The sequence below is a fragment of the Viridibacillus sp. KH_047 genome (assembly GCF_057838945.1).
Genome location: NZ_CM174479.1, coordinates 990,166 through 1,011,499, shown reverse-complemented (window position 1 = coordinate 1,011,499; position 21,334 = coordinate 990,166). Strand labels below are relative to the sequence as shown.

The following is a 21,334-nucleotide window of genomic DNA, read 5'->3' as shown; positions in this document are numbered from 1 at the left end:
ACATAATTTTCAGATTACTGCAATTTATTTTTCAGAAAAATAAGTAAATATGGTATGAGCTAGTTTTTTTGGTACATTCGCAGCAATTAACTCTTCATAGGATGCCTCACGAATTTTTTTAACAGATCCAAATTGTTTGAGAAGCTGCTGCTTACGTTTCGGACCAATTCCTTCAATTTCATCGAGAACAGATGTAATGGCATTCTTCTCATGTAATTGGCGATGGAAGGTAATAGCAAAACGGTGAACTTCATCTTGAATTCTTTGTAAAAGATAAAATGCTTCACTCGTTCTCTTCAACGGAATAATTTCTGGCGGCGAGCCATACAGCAATTGAGAAGTTTGGTGTTTATCATCTTTTGCCAAACCTGCAATAGGAATATCTAAACCAAGCTCATCTTCTAAGATTTCTCTTGCCACTTCCATTTGTCCTTTCCCACCATCAATAACGATTAAATCGGGTAAGGGTAAGCCATCTCTTAATACACGAGTATATCTTCGGCGAATGACTTCTCGCATTGCTCCGTAATCGTCGTGCTTTGCAGCAACTTGAATTTTATATTTTCGATAATCCTTTTTGCTCGGCTTACCGTCAATAAAAACAACCATCGCTGAAACGGCGTCCGCACCAAAAATATGGGAGTTATCAAATGATTCTATGCGAAGCGGTGTCGCAATATTCATCGCATTTCCCAATTCTTCGCAGGCACCTATTGTCCTTTTTTCTTGACGCTCAAGTAACTGGAATTTCTCAGAGATAGCAATTTGTGCATTTTTACTCGCTAAATCAACAAGTTCTTTTTTCTTTCCCCTTTGAGGAATCGTCACTTTTACATCAAGTACTGTAGCTAGAAGGTCCCCTTCAATATTCGTAGGTATGAAGATTTCCTTCGGCTTGATATGTTCTGCCTGTTCATAAAAGCGTCCCACAAATGTTAAGAATTCTTCCTCAGGGTCTCGATAAATCGGGAATAATGAAACATCTCTCTCGATTAACTTTCCTTGTCGTACAAAGAATACTTGGATACACATCCAACCTTTATCAACCGCATAACCAAAAACGTCACGGTTCGTTAGATCAGTAAGCGTAATCTTCTGGCGTTCCATGACAGTTTCAATATGGGCAATTTGATCTCGATATTCTTTTGCTCGTTCGAACTCTAATTTTTCAGCTGCATCGAGCATTTTTGCATTTAAATCTTCTTTAACTTCCCCGTAGCCGCCGTTGAGAAAACTCGTAATATCTTGAATTATCTCTTGATATTGCTCTTTCTCAACTTCTTTTACACAAGGAGCTAGACATTGTCCTAAATGATGATATAAGCAAACTCGATTCGGTAAATTTGTGCATTTCCTTAGCGGATATAGGCGATCAAGTAATTTTTTCGTTTCATTTGCAGCAAAGCTATTTGGATAAGGTCCAAAGTATTTACCATTATCCTTTTTAACTTTTCGGACTATAAGAAGTCGAGGGTGCCTCTCGTTCGTTATTTTAATATATGGATACGTCTTGTCATCCTTCAGCATAATGTTGTATTTCGGATCATGTGTTTTAATGAGGTTTAATTCTAAGATAAATGCCTCTAAATCCGAAGATGTCACGATGTACTCGAAGTCTTCTATTTCACTAACAAGTCGTTGCGTTTTACCATCGTGGCTGCCTGTGAAATAAGAACGTACGCGATTTTTTAATACTTTAGCCTTGCCGACATAAATGATTGTTCCTTGACGATCCTTCATCAAATAACAACCAGGTTGGTCAGGTAGAATAGCTAACTTTTGCTTTATTAATTCGTTCACCTTATCACCTTCTTAGAAAAGTGCGAGCACCTAGGTCCGTTCTGACTATCATAGACAAATTGTCATAAAGGTTGCTCTTTAACCTCCATTTCAAATGAGCTTTTGATCTCGAGGGCCAGGCGCTGTATCTAAATTTTATACAGAATAGTTTTAATCTCTATTAATTCTAAAAAAAACCGGGAACCATTGTAGGAACCCGGTTTAATATTCATTTTTTCTAAGATTAAGCGTGTTTTTGAATGAATTCTGCTAATGCTTCTTTCGGTTGGAAACCAACAGTTTTATCAACTGGCTCTCCGTCTTTGAATAATAAAAGAGTTGGAATTGACATAATGCCGAATTTGCTTGCTGTTTCTTGGTTTTGGTCTACATCAACTTTAACAATTTTAGCTGCACCGTTTAATTCAGAATCTAGTTCTTCTAAAACAGGAGCGATCATTTTACAAGGTCCGCACCAAGTTGCCCAAAAGTCAACTAGTACTAAACCTTCTGCGATATCATTTGAAAAGCTTGCATCTGTTGCGTGTACGATTGCCATATTAAATATCCTCCTTCAACTTACGTATAACGGTAGTATAGCATGGATGAAAAGCACGAGCGACTGTTATGCTTATAACAGCATTATTTTGCAATAACGATAGTAAAAAACGTCTATCACACGTTAGTATGTATGCTTATATGAAGAAAACCCTGTAAATGGTATGACCGTTTACAGGGTTTAGACGCATCTATTATGCGTTTACTAATAACTTTTTGAACTCTTCAGTAAGCATTGGGATAACTTCAAAAAGATCTCCAACGATACCGTAGTCAGCTACTTTAAAGATATTCGCTTCTGGATCTTTATTGATCGCAACGATAACTTTTGAGTTAGACATACCAGCTAGATGTTGGATTGCACCTGAAATACCAGCAGCGATATAAAGATCAGGTGTAACTACTTTACCTGTTTGACCGATTTGCAATGAATAATCACAGTAATCGGCATCACACGCTCCACGTGAAGCACCAACAGCGCCACCTAGTACGTTAGCAAGCTCTTTTAATGGTGCAAAACCGTCTTCGCTTTTCACGCCACGTCCACCAGCTACTACTACTTTCGCTTCTGATAAATCAACGCCATCTGTTGATTTGCGAACAACTTCTTTAATAATAGTACGTAGATTCGTAATATCTACAGAAATCGATGACACATCACCTGAACGAGATTCATCTTTTGCTAGAGGAGCTATGTTATTTGGACGGATTGTCACGAACACAAGTCCCTCTTTCACTTGTACTTTTTCAAATGCTTTACCAGAATAGATTGGACGGATGAAAACTACTGAGTCATCTTCCCCTTCAATATCTGTAACATCTGATACTAAACCACTTTGTAATTTACTAGCTAGTTTAGGAGAAAGGTCTTTACCTAGAGCAGTATGACCGAAAACGATTGCTTCTGGTTGCTCTTGCTCAGTAACAGCCATAAATGCTTGACTAAAACCATCAGAAGTATACTGTTTTAAATGTGGGTGTTCAACAGTCACTACACGGTCTACACCGTTTTGAATAAGTTCCTGGGCAAGATTCGCTACAGCGTCTCCGATTAGAACGCCAACAACTTCTCCGCTACCAGACACTTTTTTTGCAGCTGCAATAGCTTCGAATGATACATTTCTTAAGCTTCCTTCGCGTACTTCACCTAATACCAATACTTTTTTAGACATGTTATGTCCCTCCCATACAATTTAAAATCAGCTTAAACGACTTTCGCTTCTGAATGTAATAGACTAACAAGCTCTTTCACTTGATCAGATAAATCGCCTTCTAATACACGTCCAGCTACTTTTTGAGCTGGTAAGTAAATTTCAACTGTTGTAGTTTTTGCTTGAACATCATCTTCGTCAATATCTAAATCATCTAATTCTAGCTCTTCAAGAGGCTTTTTCTTCGCTTTCATAATACCAGGTAAAGATGGGTAACGAGGTTCGTTTAAACCTTGTTGTGCTGTCACTAGAAGTGGTAACTCTGCTTCAAGAACTTCTGAATCCCCTTCTACGTCACGAATGATTTTCGCTGTTTTGCCATCGATTTCAAGTTTTGTAATCGTTGTTACATAGTTTATGCCTAGTAATTCCGCAACACGTGGACCTACTTGACCTGAGCCACCATCTATAGCAACGTTACCACCTAAAATAAGATCTGCTTCTTTATCTTTTAAGTATTCAGCTAAAATATATGCGGCTGAGAATTGATCAAGCTCATCTAAATCATCTTCAGTGTTGATTAAGACTGCTTTATCAGCTCCCATTGCTAAAGCTGTACGGAGTTGTTTTTCTGCATCTTCTCCGCCGAGAGTAACAACTGTTACTTCGCCGCCTTGTGCATCACGAACTTGAATAGCTTCTTCGATTGCGTATTCATCGTATGGGTTGATGATGAATTCAGCTCCATCTTCTTGGATTGCCCCACCAGTTACAACAATCTTTTCTTCTGTGTCAAAAGTACGTTTTACTAATACAAAAATGTTCATTCAACTAACCTCCTAATACTATTTTTATTTTCCTGTGAAAGTTGGTTCACGTTTTTCGATGAATGCTTGGATACCTTCTTTGGCATCCTCAGACATGAAAACGGTACCAAAAGCTTTTGCCTCAGCTTCAATGCCTTCATAGAATGAAGTATGTTTAGCATATTGCAGCATGTCGATTGCAGCTTTTAAAGCAACCGAGCTTTTCTTCGCAATACATTTCGCTGTTGCAATCGTTTGAGGTAGTAATTCCTCATCAGAGAAGGCAGCGTTTGCTAAGCCCCACTTAACAGCCTCAGTACCGGAAATTGGATTACTAGTGAACATCATTTCTGCCGCTTTTGCTACCCCAACATATCGAGGTAAACGCTGTGTACCACCAAAACCAGGAATTAACCCTAATTGTAATTCAGGTAATCCTAATTTCGCGTTTTCAGTCACATAGCGGAAATGACAACTCATCGCTAGCTCAAGTCCCCCACCTAAAGCAGCGCCATGAATTCCAGCAATAACTGGCTTAGAGAATTTCTCTAAACGTTCAAAGACATCTTGTCCATTAGCAGATAATTTTACAAATTCAGCACCCGATGTAACATCTGTAAATTCTTTAATATCTGCTCCTGCTGAGAAGAATCTTCCTTCTCCATGCAATACAATGACTCGAACTGAATCATCGTGCTCTACAGCATTTAAAAGTTCATTTACTTCTAAAATTAGACCCCGCGATAAAGCATTAGCGGGTGGGCGCTGAATCGTTGCAATTGCAACCCCATCTTCAACTGTCCAACGTAAAAATTCCATACTCCCATTTCCCCCTTTGCATTTGGCTATGTAAGTAGTTTCCGAGTTGAATCGAAGCAATGGATTGGCTGCTACCAATTCAACCAATTAATTTTTACAATTGCCTATGCTTTTATTCCATTGAGTATTAAATGTTGTACTTTCGGTGCTAGCGCAGTTAAATCATATTTATGATCATTCATGACCCATGATGTTGTTACTTCATCAACCGTTCCGAAAATGAGCTGACGAGCAAGTCGCAGATCCATCTCTGGATTGAATTCTTTCGTCTCCATACCTTCTACTAATATTTCATCAAGTAATACTAAATACTCTCTTAATATCGTATTAATTTTGAGACGAACATCTTTATTAGACTGACGAAGCTCTAATTGTGTAACTGTAGCCAAATGATGATCCCCTGCTAACACCTGGAAATGATTCTCAATCATCGCATTTAACTTTTCAGACGATGACTTTCCATCTCTTATTATACACTGTAAATTTTCTACAAACACAGACATTTTTTCCTTAAATACCGAAATTAATATGTCTTCTTTGTTTTTAAAGTATAAATAGATTGTTCCATCGGCGACGCCTGCCTGTTTAGCAATCTTGGAAACTTGTGCATGGTGATAACCATTTTCCGCAATTACAATAACGGCCGCATCGATAATTTGTCTATATTTCGGTTTATCTTTCTTCAATACGATCACCACCATATAAAAAATGAAAATATGAATGACTATTCATTCATATTTTCATCTTATAATTTCATTTTACACTTGTCAAGCCGACTTGTCATTATTTTCACATAATTTTCTGTATTCTTTCTTTATCTTCATCTTGTAAAGTACGGCGCAGTATTTTACCAACAGCAGTTTTTGGTAGTTCATCGCGGAATTCATAAATACGCGGCACTTTAAATGCTGCTAAGTTATCTCTGCAATAAGCATTGAATTCTTCTTCTGTCACTTTCATACCTTCTTTTAATACGATAAAAGCTTTCACTGTTTCACCGCGATATGGATCAGGTACACCGAGTGCTACACATTCCTGGACAGCTTCATGCTCATATAAAACTTCTTCGATTTCTCTAGGATAAATATTGAACCCACCAGCAATGATGATATCCTTTTTCCGATCAACAACATAAAAGTAGCCTTTGTCATCCATATAGCCTAAATCTCCAGTTAAAAACCAACCATCACGCATCGCCATTTCTGTGTCTTCCGGACGATTCCAGTATCCTTTCATCACTTGAGGACCTTTCACAGCAATTTCACCGATCTCACCAATTGGTAATGGCTCTGTTGAGTCTACTTGAAGAATAGCTGCGTCTGTGTTCGGCCAAGGGACGCCGACAGAACCTTTTACACGCTCATTATGCCAAATAAAATTACAATGTGTTACAGGCGATGTTTCTGTTAAACCGTATCCTTCTACAAGCTTTCCGCCAGTAATCTTCTCGAATTTCTCTTGTACTTCAATTGGCAATGGTGCCGAACCACTCATGCACGCCTTGATAGAAGATAAGTTATATTTCGCAATATCTGGATGATTTAATAAACCAATATAGAGGGTAGGTGCCCCTGGGAAAAGCGTTGTTTTTTGTTTTTGAATGGTTTTTAAAGTAGTTTCAACATCAAATTTCGGTAATAGTACCATTTTATCTCCGCGCATAACAGACAATAGTAATACCGTAGTCATTCCGTAAACATGGAAAAATGGTAGCACCCCCATAATTACTTCTTCACCAGGTATACACTCTGACATCCATACACTACACATTTGTACGTTCGCTATTAAGTTTTTATGCGTTAACATAACTCCTTTAGGATAGCCGGTTGTACCGCCTGTATATTGCAATAATGCAATGTCCTCTTCAATATTAAAACTTAAAGCGATTGGTTCAGTTGTGCTTACTCTCATAACTTCTGTAAATAAATGATTGCTACCACTATGCTCAACTGTAACCTTAAATCCATATTGCTTCTTTTGAATAAATGGATACACTAAATTTTTCGGGAAAGGTAAGTAGTCCTTAATCGCTGTAATAATGACATGTTCTAAATGAGTATCCTTCATAACCTTTGCAATACGCGGATATAAAATATCCAAAGATAAAATCACTTTCGCTCCCGAATCTTTCATCTGGTATTCAATTTCTCTTTCTGTATAAAGCGGGTTTGTTTGAACGACAATTCCTCCGGCATATAGCACCCCAAAATAACCTATAACGCCTTGAGGACAGTTTGGTAGCATAATGGCTACACGATCACCTTTCTCAATACCAATGGATACTAAATAATTGGCGAACTTTAATGAGCTCTCGTACAACTCTTTGTACGTAACATCCTTCCCCATAAAATGAATCGCAACTTTGGAAGGTGTCTTGCTGCTCGCTCTTGTCAAATACTCTTGCAAAGGAATTGCTTCATATTCCAAAGACGTAGGAATATTATCCGGATAATTTGACAGCCAAATCTGTTCAGTCATGCTCCATTCCCCCTTTGTTATAAAATTATAAGAATACTCTTATTATTCAGTATAAAGTAAAAGTGGTAACGCTTTCAAATTTAATATCAATATATTGGAAATAATCTTATTCCTTCTATTTGGAGTAATAAAAATCTTACCAATTATAATTCACTTAAATAAGCTAAATATACCAAAACAATGAAGTTCACCTTAACCAGACAAAAAAATGACTTCAATTTATGATCGAAGTCAGATTTTTGTATTTTACAATATATACTTATTTATTTAATTCCCGAATTAAATAGGCACCAGATGCATAGCCCTGTTTTCCGTTCGGTAATTTTACTTTATACCAAGTTCCACTCATTATTGGCTTATTATTTTCATCTATTTCGAGTTCAACAAATTGGTAGTTTGAAATTTCACCGACTTTAGAACTGGACGCATTTCCTTCTGAGCGTACATTTAATGCTATGCCATTAGCTGAAGAAGTATTAACACGTGCTAAGTTCTTTACAGTAAAATGTTTATTGTAAGCACTGAAACTTACAACATTTGTATAATACTTTTTCCCTTTATAGGATACCGTTAGCCAATAATCATTGTGCTTTTCTAGTAAATTGAAAGACTCACCTTTTGGAATAGTTGCTGCAACACTATTTGTACTGCCTCTTTCACTGAATACATTCAAACTACTATTCGCAATTGCTAACGTTCCAGTTGGGAACACATCTTTAAGCTCCGGATACTTTGGAGCAGAGGGAACAACTGTATTAGGTACTTTTGAAGTTGCTCCTTCTTTAGCATATGCTAAGATTCCGTTCATATGATTGGCAATTGCAGTTCCCCAATTAGTATCACTTGCATAATAAAAATTCATCCCTTTACTTAAGGAATCAATGCGAGCTCCATTAACGTTTTTAACGGAGTACCCTAAATAGGCCCCACTATTGTATTTCCAATTGGCAGGATTTAAATAAGTAGCCTTCATTGATTGCGCAATAAATTCCAAATTGTTGTCTATGGAATCAAATTTAACAGCACCTATGAATGGGGTAATATCATATGCTCCGAAGCCAAACAAGTTGTTTCTTCCAAAAGAAATGTCGGAAGTTCCAAATCCACTCTCATGAATTGCATGTGCTGCAAAATATAGAGCATTTACGCCATACTTATCGGCAGCATTAATAATCGCTTGTCCTTTCCCTGTTAAAACGTTTGCTTTCCCGGCAGTCTTACTCGCAATATACGTATTGATTTGATCAGCTTTTACAGACGACTTAGTACGAAGATCCATAAACAGATAGCTATTTGGATTGGATTCTAGACTAGCGATTCTTGCCTTCGTTGTTTCATCGATTAAAGAAGAACCTGATATAAAACCTGTAAAACCTGCAAAACTTACTTGATACCAACCATTACTTGCTTTATAAGTCGTCGTCAGCTTTGTATTAGCAGGAATCACTTTTAACAAATCTGATGATGTAGAATTTGATTTGAGTAGTTTTAAATCTTCAATATTATAAATGGTCATCTGACTAATTGGTGAACCATTGGGTAATGTAGGGGTATCGTCATCATTATCATCCGGTGCCGTATCGATAATTGGCGTATCGACACTAAATTTAGTACTATCTATAAACCCTGTGTTACCTTCGTAAGTTACTTTATACCAATTGCCTACTCGATCGGTCGAAGTCACTTTTGCACCTTTTGGAATGCTAGTTAGTATAGTATGTGAAACTCCGGCTTCTGCAAATAAAGATGTTGATGAATTGGCTTTATAATCCGTACTTGTCACTTGGGTTGGTGTTACTTTACTAACTACAGTAGATTGCACAAAATAATTCTTACCCTTGTAAGATATTCGATACCAAGTTTCACCTTTACTATTCACCACTGATTGCGTAGACCTGAAAATATTATTTGTTGGGATAGAGTATACTTGTGCTTTTTTGGTGCTAGGTGTTATACGCAGTGAAGCCGTTTTCTTTATTAGAAAATAAGTAGTTTTAGTCTCTTTATAGGCATCATACTCTTTCACATATGAACTACTTACCCAACCAGTTTTGCCTCCGTATGTTACTTTATACCATGCTCCAGATTTCGCGGTAGCTTTCACCGTCTTGCCTTTTGGAATCGATAATAGTACTTTCCCTTTTGTAGAGTTACTAGACCGTAAATTCACTTTTTCTTTTGTTTGATAATTTGTTGCAGCGAAAGTGGAGATTGCAGTCGTTTTGGTTGTTACTTTAATATAGCTTGTACTAACATAACCTATTTCCTTACCGTATTTTACTTTATACCAACTGCCGGTTTTAGAAATGTATGAAACAGATTTTCCTTTTGGTATTGTTAATAGAATTTTCCCTTTTGCCGAGGCTTTAGTTCGTAAATTTACATTCGCAGTTACTGTATACGTTTTTACGGTAGCTGCCTCAACTTTTTTTGCTGATATTGGTGTTTCGAATGAACTGACACTTGAAGCTAACAGAATTCCCATAGATATGAATGTACATTTTGTTAGACTTATAGATTTTTTTTTATTATACAAATTCATTTTGCCCTCCATATGATTAAGAAATAAATTCTTGGAAACAGATACTCCTATACATTTTTTTCTAAACTATTAATATTATATCTCTATTACCATAAAAGTAGTATCAATTATATACACTATTTAACATTTTTTTAATCATATTATTTTATAGGGTTGTTAATAATGAAATTATAACGTTAGTTAGTCCTTCAACACCTATTGATTAAATACATAAAAAAAGAAGCCCTATAAAGGACTTCAAAACTAGTTCATTACTAAATAGACGATTCCTACTAAAATAAACGCAATACATACGCCAATTAGTACTTTCGATAAAGTTTCCATATACTCTCCCCTAAGAAATACTTGCACCGATAACAAATGACAGACCTAATGAAATTGTAAACGAAATAAAACCAACTGATCGATTATCCTTTTCAATTTCTTCATCTACCTTAAATGTCGGTGTCATAAATTCAAATAATACATATGCAAATATTAGTAAAATAAAACCAAACAATCCCCAACCCAGCATTTCTGCGAGTGAGTTATGCTTCTCAATGGAGTAACGGAAAATATTACACACACCTAATATCTTCCCGCCTGTTGCAAGTGCAACTGCTACATTGCCTCTTTTTATTTCTACCCAATTTTTGTATTTTGTTACGATTTCAAATATCACCATTGATAGGATTAAGCAAAGGACAACAACACTGAAATTACCAGCAGCCTCGACAACAGGATATTGCCAAAATCCATTTAATAACATAAATATCCCCTTTTCAATGTCAATTTTTTTCTCTATCTTTGATTACTTTAAAAGGTTTATTTAAGCTCGGCTACTGTCACACCATAGCCGCCTTCTCCTGCTTCGCCAAAACGATAGGATTTTACACGTGGATGTCTCTTTAGTAAAGCTTGAATTCCTTGGCGCAATGCTCCAGTTCCTTTACCGTGAATAATCGAGACGCGTTGATAATTTGACAGTAATGCATCATCAATATATTTTTCCGTACGTACAATCGCATCTTCATAACGTTCACCGCGTAGATCTAATTCTAACTTAACATTAGAGTCTCGATTTCGAACACTTGAAACATTTACAGTTTGCTTATCTTTTTCAGGTTTCACATACTCTAAATCTGATTCATCAAGCTTCATCTTCAAGATTCCAATTTGCACAACCCATTCAGAATTTGATACTTTTTCAAGTAACACACCTTTTTGACCGTAACTCAGTACTTTTACCTCGTCACCCTTAGATAATTCTTGAGCGCGCGCTTTCAATTGCTGTTGCTTTTTCAATACTTTATTTTCCGGAGCGGCTTTTTCTAAACGTTTACGTGCATCAATGATTTCATGCTCTTTGACAATCTTATTTGCATTTAAGCGCATTTTATGAAGTTCTGAAATAACCTCTTCTGCTTCTTTTTTAGCTTCATCTACGATTTTACGTGCTTTGTCTTTTGCTTTTTGTTCTAATGCTTCTTTTTTAGCTTCATAAGCTTTTAATTTTTCATCTAACTCTGCTTGAAGTGCTTCTGCTTGCTTGCGTAATTCAAGTGTTTTTTCAGCGTCTTCTTCTGATTGACGGCGACTTTCTTCTAGAGACGCAATCATTGATTCGACTTCATGTCGATCAGTACCTGTGAATGTTTTAGCACGATCAATAATAGAATCAGGTAAACCAAGACGTGTAGAAATTTCAAAGGCATTACTACGGCCTGGAACTCCTATTAATAGACGATAAGTCGGGCTCAACGTCTCCACATCAAATTCTACGCTTGCATTGACAACACCTGGACGATTATAGCCATATGCTTTTAACTCAGGATAGTGAGTTGTTGCCATTACTCGTGCTCCACGACCATGTACTTCATCTAAAATTGAGATGGCAAGTGCTGCACCTTCTTGTGGGTCAGTCCCTGCTCCAAGCTCATCAAAAAGAATGAGTGAACGATCATCGAATTGATTTAAAATATCAACAATATTCACCATATGTGATGAAAATGTACTCAAGCTTTGCTCAATCGATTGTTCATCTCCAATATCAGCAAATAACTGATTAAATACCGCAAGATGCGAACCATCAAAAGCCGGTACTGGAATACCAGATTGCGCCATTAATGTACATAGCCCCACTGTTTTTAACGTAACCGTTTTACCACCTGTGTTAGGTCCAGTAATTACGATTGAAGTGAAGTCTTTACCAAATTCAATATCATTTGCTACTGCTTCTTCAATTGGTAGTAAAGGATGACGTGCTTTACCTAATTTAATATATCCATCGCTATTCATAATCGGCTTCGAACATTTATTGGCTTGTCCGTATTTTGCTTTTGCTAAAATGACGTCAATTTCACCAAGTAATTGCACAGTGATAAAGATGTCATGTGCTACCTCTTGTACTTTTAGAGATAACATTAATAAAATGCGTGCGATTTCAACTTGTTCTTTTGATTTTAATTGATGGATTTCATTATTCGCTTGTACGACAGCATCCGGTTCAATATATAGTGTTTGACCAGATGAAGATTGATCGTGTACAACACCACCGTAATGACTACGATATTCTGATTTTACTGGAATAACAAAACGATCATTACGAATTGTAACAATGGCATCAGATAGCATTTTTGTTGCATTAGTACCACGTGTTAAGCTCGCTAATTTTTCACGAACACGACCTTCTTGTGCTCGCAATTGCTGACGAATTGAACGAAGCTCAGAGCTAGCAGAGTCTAGAATAGCACCGTTCTCATCGATACAAGCATTAATCTCATGCTGTAAGCCTGTCAATGTTGGCATGCTTTCTTTTTTCTGAATGAAGTATGGGATTTGTATATCCTCTTCTACTTCAATTCCTTCAATAAACTGACGTAGTATACGACTTGCACGAATTGTGCTCGAAATCTCCATCAATTCAACTGGACTAAGGACACCACCAATTTGCGCACGTCTAGCATGCGGACGGACATCGAAAATACCGCCCATCGGTACATTACCTTTAACGCGTAGAATTGATAAACCTTCATCCATTTCATCTAATAGTTGTAATACTTTTTCAATATCAGTTTCAGGGACAAGCTCATCGATCACAGTTTTCCCTAAAGAGCATGTACAATATGAAGCTACTTGAGCACGTACTTTATCAAATTCTAGTGTTTTCAATGCGCGTTCTGCTATCATTCAAAACACCTCCCCTTCATTTCTTCTGTATAAAGTGGACAAAATCTTCTAATGTCCACGTATTCACGATATTATTTTTCTTTAACCATGCTTTTTGAGCGTATTTCGTTCCAACTTCCATAAAACGAAGTTGATCAATGGCATGTGCATCCGTATTTATTGCAATCGGCACCCCAGCAGCTGCCGCCATTTCTAAATGTTCTTCACATAAATCAAGGCGATATGGGTTTGCATTTAACTCTAAAATTTTACCATATTCTTTAGCCCATTCAATCAATTGTAGGATATCTGGATTATAGCCTTCGCGGTCACCAATGATACGGCCAGTAGGATGGGCAATCATATGAACATATGGGTTTTTTAGAGCATTATGTAGCCTATCCATAATTTTCTCTTGCGGCTGTGAAAAGCTAGAGTGAATCGACGCAATGACAAAGTCTAATTCCTTTAACACATCATCTTCAAAATCAAGAGAGCCATCAGGTAAAATATCCATCTCAGTTCCTGCTAGCAAACGGAAATCTGGATGCTTTTCATTGAATGCCCAAATCTCTTTACGCTGTTCGATTAAACGAACAGGCGTTAAACCATTTGCGACTTTTAAATATTGTGAGTGGTCCGTAATAACCCCATATTCATAACCTCTAGCTATGAGCGCTTCACCCATTTCATGTACTGCATAAGCACCATCAGACCATGTTGTATGCATATGCAAATCAGAACGAATATCTTCTAATTGAACAAGTTCCTTAATCTCATCTAAACGGTCAAATTCTTTATTGCCTACTCGTATACTAGGTGGGATAAACGGTAAATCGAAATGAGCAAAAAATTCAGTTTCAGAAGTGAATGTTGTTACAGATCCATCCGCCTGCTCTACACCGTATTCACTTATTTTCTTACCAAGGTCTTTTGCCAATTGACGCATTCTCACATTATGTTCTTTTGACCCAGTAAAGTGATGAAGTGCCGTTGCATATTCATCTTGTGTCACTAGACGGAAGTCAACACTAACGGGTTCTTCAGCGTCCAAAGTTACTGAGATTTTAGTATCCCCAGCTGCAATCGTCTCTGAAATGACAAGTGCCCCTAAAAGTTGTTCTTTGACCGCTTCTCGGTTTGCCGTTGCAATGATGAAATCTACATCCTTACTCGATTCTTTTACCCGTCTAAAGCTACCTGCAACCGAAAACTGTTGCACTTCAGCAATTCCACTTAAAATACTCTCTATTTCTTGTACTACCTTATCTAGTTGCCAAATTGGTAGTCGCTCAGAACGTGTGCCAAATGCCTCAAGTTCTTTTAATATCTTTTCTTCAGTTTTCTTACCAAAGCCTGCAAGAGCAGACACTTTGCCTTCTACACAAGCCGCTTTTAGCGCCTCTGCTGAATCTACGCCTAACTCTTGATATAACTTAGCAATTTTCTTCCCACCAAGTCCTGGTAATTTTAATAACGGTGGTAACCCTTTAGGTACTTCCTCTTCAAGTTCTTTTAAAACTGAAGATTCACCCGTTGCCAGTAAATCCTCTATCACTGCCGCAGTTCCTTTACCTATACCTTTTATCGCAGTAATATCTTCAATTTCACTTAGGCTTCTTGTATCTGCTTCTAGTGCTGCCGCAGCTTTTCTAAATGCTGAAATTTTAAATGGGTTAACACCCTGTAATTCTAAATACAAGGCAATTTTTTCAAATGTACGAATGATAGTTTTTTTATTCAAAAAATGACCTCCTTATTCGTGAAAAAACTGCTCTCAGTTGAGAGCAGTTATTTCATGTAGACAAACCACATATTTTTGAACATGTTCGAAATAATTGGTGTATATTCGAGCATTAATTTTGTTAGGATTGAATTATCCACATACTTTTGGATACTATCTAATGGTAACAATGCTAAAATATAAAGTAAAATAAATACTAATATATAAGCTTCTATAAATCCTAGTATTCCGCCAAAAAAGCGATTGAACGGACCTATAATAGGCACATATTTTAAGAAATCAAAAATTGACGCTACAATTTGCATTGCAAATTTAACGACAAAGAAAATAAGTGCAAAGGCCAGTAGCTGATAAAATGTTTGACTAAGATCTAATTGTTCCATCGCATAAGTTAACGTCGTATTCCCGTCAACTGCTGGATATGGAATCCAAAGCACAAATTTCTCAGCTAAAGGTTTATAATAAACATAAGCGACAATCATCGCGATTAAAAATCCAATGATATGTATCAACTGGACTACTAAACCTCTTCTTCCGCCAGTGATAATGCCGGCAATTAATAAAATAATTATAAGTATATCGATCATTTACTTCAATCCTTTAGTTTTTTCAGTTCTTCTTCTAATAATGCAAGTTGCTCTTTTAATTTTAAACTATCATTTACTGAATTTACAGCTGTAAGGACGGCCAGTTTTGTACTGTCAAGGCTCGGGTTTGCCTGTTTAATCTCTCTCATAGTATTGTCAACTGTGGACGCGACTAAACGCATATGTGTTGTTGACTCTGTACCAAGCATAGTATATGTTTGACCATATATATCAACTGAAATTCGATTTTTTTGTTGCTCTGACACAGCTGCCCCTCCTTAAAATCCTATTTCTAATCATACCATGAAACTGTTTATCATGTGAATAACGAGAGTAGAAAGGACTATAAAATGTCTAATATTGTAATTGTTTTAACAACCGAAAAGCAAGGAGAACTTGCTTCTTATTATGCCTCATCTAGAGTAGAACGCAATGCGCCAGGAGTCATATTTGCTGCGAAGTTAGGCGATACTTCTATCACTTCATATAAATCTGGCAAAGTGATGTTTCAAGGAAACGGAGCCGAACGGGAGTCTAGTCGATGGGGGAAACCTAATGATCCTACGACTAAAAAGACGTCATCAAAGGGTGATAAGTTGCCTTCCAATTTTGAACAACTCTCCGTAATGGGTTCTGATGAAACAGGAACAGGCGATTACTTCGGCCCCGTAACGGTAGCCGCCGTATATGTATCTGCTGATAAAATTGCACTTGTTCGTGAACTCGGTGTTAAAGACTCTAAAATGCTAACGGATGACTTTATGAGACAAATCGCGCCTGACTTAATGCGAGCACTACCTCATAGCATTCTAACTGTACGAAACGACAAATATAACACCATCCAAGCTAGAGGCTGGTCTCAAGGGAAAATCAAAGCAATGATGCACAACCAAGCACTTCATAACGTGCTCGGCAAAATTGCACCAGAAAAACCAGCACATATTTTAATTGACCAATTTGCGGAACGTGGCATTTACTATAACCACCTAAAAAGTGAAAAAATCATCGTTAAAGAGAATGTACTATTTGCTACAAAAGCAGAACAAATTCATGTTTCAGTAGCCGCTGCATCTATTCTAGCACGATACGCCTTCTTAAAAGAAATGGACCGCCTCGGCGATTTAGTTGGCTTTGATCTTCAAAAGGGAGCTAGTAATAAGGTGGATGAAATGGCCGCGCGTATTTTACTATCGAAGGGCGAAGCAACATTAAAATCTATGACGAAATGGCATTTTGCAAATACGCAAAAAGCACATGCCATTGCCGCTAAAAAACGCTCCAAATAAAAACAAGCTATTCCTCTCTTTCATCAAGAGAAGGAATAGCTTGTTTTTTTATATTTTTATATTTTCCATATTCTTTCTTGCTCCAAATACTCCAACAAACATTAACACTATTATGGCAACAACCGTCACGACGACCGATAACCAAAAATCACTACTATCTGGTTTTGACCCAAGCCACGTTACTGCGTATGTGCCCAATTTCAAAGGAGACACTGTCCAGAACTGTCCGATAATGCTATCGATTAGCTGTAGAAAATACGTCAGAAGAATTGCTAGAGTACCCGCAACACCCGTAGAGAATAATGCACTCGCTGTGACTGTTACCGTCACGACGAACAATACCCATAGACTATACGTGCCAATGAGGGCTGCTATCCGCCAAGCGTCTACTTCATTATATAAAATCACTGTATAATAGTAACTCGCTAATAAGCCTATTATTGTACTAACGAGTGCAACAATTGTTGCTCCAGACCACTTACTGAAGTAATACGAAGAAAAAGATATTGGTCGTACATATAGTAGCGCGGCTGTACGATTTTTTCTTTCCTTACTAATAATCCCCATAAAGCTTAAAACAATAATAAGTGAAACAATGAGATGGAACTGTCCGACTGTAGAAGCTATTACTTCAACTGATGTCATATCTGTTATGCCACTATCAAAGCCCTCAGGCATATTGCCGACAGCCTTCATAATATCTTCCATATAATATAGTGTTACCGGCTGCATAACACCATATAATACAAACACTAGAGGAATCCATAATATCTTCAAGCTACGTACATGATCACGCCATTCTTTTTGTAAAAGTACACGCCATTGCATCATAGTTTTGCCACCTTCATGAAGATTTCCTCCAAGCTAGCAGATTGCTGCTCGACTTTCCGGATTGTAAAGGTCTCTTTTGCTAACTCCTGAATAACTTGTTGCATATCATCTGTCTGCAAAATTACGATGTTACCATGTTGCTCTGCACTGAATGTGCTGTTCACTACAAATTGAGTAGCTTCTTCTACCTCTTTAAATTCCACTACAATTTGACGATGTTCGTATTTTGCTTTTACATCTTGCAATGAACCTTTCTCAACTAATTTACCAGCTTTCAAGAATAATAGCTGATCCGTCATTTGCTCAGCATCATTCAAAATATGTGTTGAATACAAAATCGTCATTTCTTGTTGTAGTGATTTCATCAAATTCATCATATCTAAGCGACCTGCTGGATCAAGAGCAGATACTGGCTCATCCAATAAGAGGAGTTTGGGTTTATGTATAATGGCTTGTGCTAGACCCAATCTTTGTTTCATACCACCAGAAAACGTACCAATCTTCTTATTCGCTGCATCTTTTAATCCAACGAATTGAAGCATTTTCTCTGACTCTTCCTTCGCAGTTTGAGCAGTCAACCCATTTAATCTAGCTGCCATTATTAAAAATTCACTCGCTGTTAGCCAAGTATTGAACTGTGGATATTGTGGTAAAAATCCAATCGCAGCTCTCGGGTCCCCTACTATTCCGTCGAATTGAATTTGCCCATTTGTTGGTTTTAATAGCCCAGCAAGCATTGATAATATAGTTGTTTTACCTGCTCCATTTGGTCCAATTAAAGCCGTTGCCGTTCCTTGTGTTAACTCAAAAGATATATTTTTTATCACTTCATGCTGTCCATAATTCTTTTGCAACGCTGAAACTTGTAATAACTGACTCATACTTGTTTTCTCCCGAAGATAAAGTAAATAATCGGCCCTATAATGTTCCCAAAAACAATCACAATAGCCCACAGCCATTTCGGCCCATTTGTTTGCGGAATTTTCACTAGGTCAATTAAAGCAACAATCATTAAAATAAACTGAATGATTATTATCGGTAAAAGCATCATTAATAATGAACTCATCTTGTTCACCTCTTCTTTGTTATACAATAAGTATAACAGATAGTTACTTCCATGAAAAGGATAATAAAAAAAAATACCTAACCAAGACATAACGTCTGGTCAGGTATTTAGTTTAAAAATCTATTTAATTAACGAATTTGTGCATTTGCTTCTGCTAATGCTTTTAACACTTCGTCATGTGCTGCTACTACTTCTTCATCTGTTAAAGTACGCTCAGGTTCGAAGTATTGTAGTGAGAAGGCTACTGATTTTTTACCTTCTTCCATTTTGTCTCCTTCATATAAATCGAAGACACGAACATCTTTCAATAAAGTGCCACCTGCTTGACGGATAATTGCTTCAAGATCCGCTGCCGCTGTGCTTCTGTCCACAACTAATGCGATATCACGAGACATCGATGGGAAACGTGGAACTGGAACGTAAACTAGTGCTTCAGTAGAAGCTTCTAAAATAGCTGCTAAGTTCATTTCCATTACGTACGTTTCTTTTAAACCATTTGCTTTTTGTTCAGTTGGGTGCAATTGCGCGATTAGACCAATACGGTTGCCATTTAATAATACGTTAGCCGTACGTCCTGGGTGTAAACCAGCTACAGTAGCACGTTCAAATGTTACTGCAGCTGCTAAACCTAGGCGATCAAATAGACCCTCAACGATTCCTTTTAATACGAAGAAATCAACTTGTTTATGTTCACCTTGCCAAGCGTGATCTAACCACTTACCTGTGATAACTGCAGCTACATGCTCTTCTTCATGTGGAAGATTTTCTTCAGTTAAACCTAAGAATACAGAATCTACTTCATAAAGTGCTACTAAGTCTGCTTGACGTGCGACATTATAAGATGCTGCTTCCACTAAATGCGGGATTAAGCTTTGACGTAATGTGCTGCGTTCTTCACTCATTGGCATTAACAGTTTTGTAACAGGCGCTGTTTCTAATGCAAATTTTTGTGAAAGTGTATCAGATGTTAATGAGTAAGTAATCGCTTGGTGAAGACCTGCACCTTCTAAATATGCACGTACGATACGACGTTTTGCTTGATAAGGTGTTAAACCACCAGGTGTTGTTTCACTTACAGGAAGTGTTGTTGGAATTTCATCGTAGCCATAAATTCGTGCAATTTCTTCGACGATATCTTCCTCAATTTTAATATCTTGACGGCGAGTTGGTGCATCTACATAGAGCATGCCATTCGCAGTTTCAACATCAAATTTTAAACGTTTTAAAATGGACACCATATCATCTAAAGAAATCTTCATACCAAGACGAGCATTGATAAAGTCAGGAGAAACGATTACTTTTGCAGGTGTTTTATCCAATTCATCAAAAATAACTGAGCCAGCTAATACTTCCCCACCAGCAAGTTCTGCTAATAATTTAGCTGCACGTTCCGCCGCAGGAATAACACGGTTCGGATCAAGACCTTTTTCAAAACGGGCACTTGCATCACTACGTAAACCTAAGTCTTTTGATGTGTAGCGTACTGATAAACCTTCAAAGTATGCTGATTCAATGACAACAGTCGTTGTCCCATCATGCACTTCTGAGTTTAATCCGCCCATAACTCCAGCTACAGCTACTGGCTCTTTACCATTAGTAATAACAAGATTATTCGCATTTAATGTACGTTCTTTATCATCAAGAGTCGTTATTTTTTCGCCTTCATTAGCTAAACGAACTACGATTTCCCCTGTTCCTAAACGGTCATAGTCAAATGCGTGAAGCGGTTGACCATATTCCATTAAGATGTAGTTAGTAACATCGACAACATTGTTATGCGGACGAACGCCAGCCGCCATTAAACGCTGTTGTAACCATAATGGAGACTCAGCGACTTTAACGTTTTTCACAACTTTTGCTACGTACATAGGGTTTTCTACCGGTGCATCTACACGAAGTTTTAAATAATCAGAAGCTTTTTCAGCTGATTCTGTATACTCTAGTTCCGGTAATTTAACATCCTCTGAAAGGATTGCTCCTACTTCATAAGCAACACCTAACATACTCATAGCATCTGAACGGTTTGGTGTTAAACCAAGTTCAAGTACTGTGTCATATAGGCCAAGCACTTCAAGTGGATCTGCCCCTACTGGTGTTTCTGCAGGTAATACGAAAATACCTTCACTGTAAGCTTTTGGTACTAATTTACCTTCGATACCAAGCTCTTGTAATGAACAAATCATACCGTTTGATACTTCACCACGAAGTTTGGCTTTTTTGATTTTACCACCTGGTAAATGAGCACCTGGACGAGCAACGATCACTTTTTGACCAACTGCTACGTTTGGAGCACCACATACGATTTGTGATAATTCTTCTTCACCAAAATCTACTTGGCAAATATTTAATTTATCCGCTTCTGGGTGTTTTACTTTTTCTTTCACTTCGCCAACCATTAGCTTTTTCATACCTTCAGCTAGGTTTGCAACACCGTCCACTTCAATCCCAGAACGTGTAATTTTTTCTGCTAAAACTGCTGGCTCTAGGCCTTGTAAATCAACATATTGTTCTAACCATTTTAACGATACTAGCATGTTTAC

The 21,334-nt window shown here is 37.4% G+C and carries 18 protein-coding genes; 1 reads left to right on the top strand and 17 read right to left on the bottom strand.

Annotation, left to right across the window (positions count from 1 at the left end; all coding sequences use genetic code 11):
• Nucleotides 1-24: 24 nt before the first annotated feature.
• The 13 genes from uvrC to zapA form a co-directional block, all read right to left on the bottom strand.
• Nucleotides 25-1,800 carry an excinuclease ABC subunit UvrC gene (uvrC, locus tag AC3IS5_RS05070; protein WP_489426832.1) on the bottom strand — a complete coding sequence of 592 codons (1,776 nt, stop codon included), beginning with the start codon at nt 1,798-1,800 and terminating at the stop codon, nt 25-27.
• 223 nt (nt 1,801-2,023) lie between these two features.
• Entirely contained in the window at nt 2,024-2,338 is a 315-nt protein-coding gene (trxA, locus tag AC3IS5_RS05065) for a thioredoxin (protein ID WP_053416565.1), read from the bottom strand.
• Nucleotides 2,339-2,531: 193 nt separating this feature from the next.
• The gene (locus AC3IS5_RS05060) at nt 2,532-3,509 is read right to left on the bottom strand and encodes an electron transfer flavoprotein subunit alpha/FixB family protein (protein WP_489426831.1); all 978 of its coding nucleotides are present in this window, start codon (nt 3,507-3,509) and stop codon (nt 2,532-2,534) included.
• A 32-nt stretch (nt 3,510-3,541) separates the two neighbouring features.
• A complete protein-coding gene (locus AC3IS5_RS05055; RefSeq protein ID WP_489426830.1) occupies nt 3,542-4,315 on the bottom strand; it encodes an electron transfer flavoprotein subunit beta/FixA family protein in 774 nt (257 codons plus the stop codon).
• 24 nt (nt 4,316-4,339) lie between these two features.
• Nucleotides 4,340-5,113 carry an enoyl-CoA hydratase gene (locus AC3IS5_RS05050; protein ID WP_489426829.1) on the bottom strand — a complete coding sequence of 258 codons (774 nt, stop codon included), beginning with the start codon at nt 5,111-5,113 and terminating at the stop codon, nt 4,340-4,342.
• 104 nt (nt 5,114-5,217) lie between these two features.
• Nucleotides 5,218-5,799, bottom strand: a complete 582-nt coding sequence (fadR, locus tag AC3IS5_RS05045; protein WP_489426828.1) for a fatty acid metabolism transcriptional regulator FadR — start codon at nt 5,797-5,799, stop codon at nt 5,218-5,220.
• A gap of 103 nt (nt 5,800-5,902) precedes the next feature.
• Nucleotides 5,903-7,591 (bottom strand): AMP-binding protein, encoded by a 1,689-nt coding sequence (locus AC3IS5_RS05040; protein ID WP_489426827.1) that lies wholly within the window; start codon nt 7,589-7,591, stop codon nt 5,903-5,905.
• Between the two features lie 259 nt (nt 7,592-7,850).
• Complete coding sequence (locus tag AC3IS5_RS05035; protein ID WP_489426826.1) at nt 7,851-10,133, bottom strand: SH3 domain-containing protein; 2,283 nt, start codon at nt 10,131-10,133, stop codon at nt 7,851-7,853.
• A gap of 334 nt (nt 10,134-10,467) precedes the next feature.
• The gene (locus AC3IS5_RS05030; RefSeq protein ID WP_489426825.1) at nt 10,468-10,881 is read right to left on the bottom strand and encodes a DUF350 domain-containing protein; all 414 of its coding nucleotides are present in this window, start codon (nt 10,879-10,881) and stop codon (nt 10,468-10,470) included.
• 56 nt (nt 10,882-10,937) lie between these two features.
• Nucleotides 10,938-13,301, bottom strand: coding sequence for an endonuclease MutS2 (locus AC3IS5_RS05025; protein ID WP_489426824.1), 2,364 nt, complete (start codon nt 13,299-13,301; stop codon nt 10,938-10,940).
• A gap of 16 nt (nt 13,302-13,317) precedes the next feature.
• Nucleotides 13,318-15,024 (bottom strand): DNA polymerase/3'-5' exonuclease PolX, encoded by a 1,707-nt coding sequence (gene polX, locus AC3IS5_RS05020; protein ID WP_489426823.1) that lies wholly within the window; start codon nt 15,022-15,024, stop codon nt 13,318-13,320.
• Between the two features lie 47 nt (nt 15,025-15,071).
• The gene (locus tag AC3IS5_RS05015; RefSeq protein ID WP_489426822.1) at nt 15,072-15,611 is read right to left on the bottom strand and encodes a CvpA family protein; all 540 of its coding nucleotides are present in this window, start codon (nt 15,609-15,611) and stop codon (nt 15,072-15,074) included.
• Nucleotides 15,612-15,616: 5 nt separating this feature from the next.
• Entirely contained in the window at nt 15,617-15,877 is a 261-nt protein-coding gene (zapA, locus tag AC3IS5_RS05010; RefSeq protein ID WP_489426821.1) for a cell division protein ZapA, read from the bottom strand.
• Nucleotides 15,878-15,961: 84 nt separating this feature from the next.
• Between zapA and rnhC the strand changes: the two genes are divergently transcribed.
• On the top strand, nt 15,962-16,897 hold the full coding sequence (rnhC, locus tag AC3IS5_RS05005) for a ribonuclease HIII (protein ID WP_489426820.1): 936 nt from the start codon (nt 15,962-15,964) through the stop codon (nt 16,895-16,897).
• A 48-nt stretch (nt 16,898-16,945) separates the two neighbouring features.
• Here rnhC and AC3IS5_RS05000 read toward each other — a convergent pair whose 3' ends face one another.
• The 4 genes from AC3IS5_RS05000 to pheT all read right to left on the bottom strand — a co-directional run bounded on the left by AC3IS5_RS05000 (nt 16,946) and on the right by pheT (nt 21,328).
• Nucleotides 16,946-17,728 carry an ABC transporter permease gene (locus AC3IS5_RS05000; RefSeq protein ID WP_489426819.1) on the bottom strand — a complete coding sequence of 261 codons (783 nt, stop codon included), beginning with the start codon at nt 17,726-17,728 and terminating at the stop codon, nt 16,946-16,948.
• Nucleotides 17,725-18,609, bottom strand: a complete 885-nt coding sequence (locus tag AC3IS5_RS04995; protein ID WP_489426818.1) for an ABC transporter ATP-binding protein — start codon at nt 18,607-18,609, stop codon at nt 17,725-17,727. Before AC3IS5_RS04995 ends, AC3IS5_RS05000 begins: the two co-directional genes overlap by 4 nt.
• Entirely contained in the window at nt 18,606-18,794 is a 189-nt protein-coding gene (locus AC3IS5_RS04990) for a PLD nuclease N-terminal domain-containing protein (protein WP_489426817.1), read from the bottom strand. The genes AC3IS5_RS04995 and AC3IS5_RS04990 overlap by 4 nt, the downstream gene beginning before the upstream one ends.
• A gap of 128 nt (nt 18,795-18,922) precedes the next feature.
• The gene (pheT, locus tag AC3IS5_RS04985) at nt 18,923-21,328 is read right to left on the bottom strand and encodes a phenylalanine--tRNA ligase subunit beta (protein ID WP_489426816.1); all 2,406 of its coding nucleotides are present in this window, start codon (nt 21,326-21,328) and stop codon (nt 18,923-18,925) included.
• Nucleotides 21,329-21,334 lie beyond the last annotated feature (6 nt).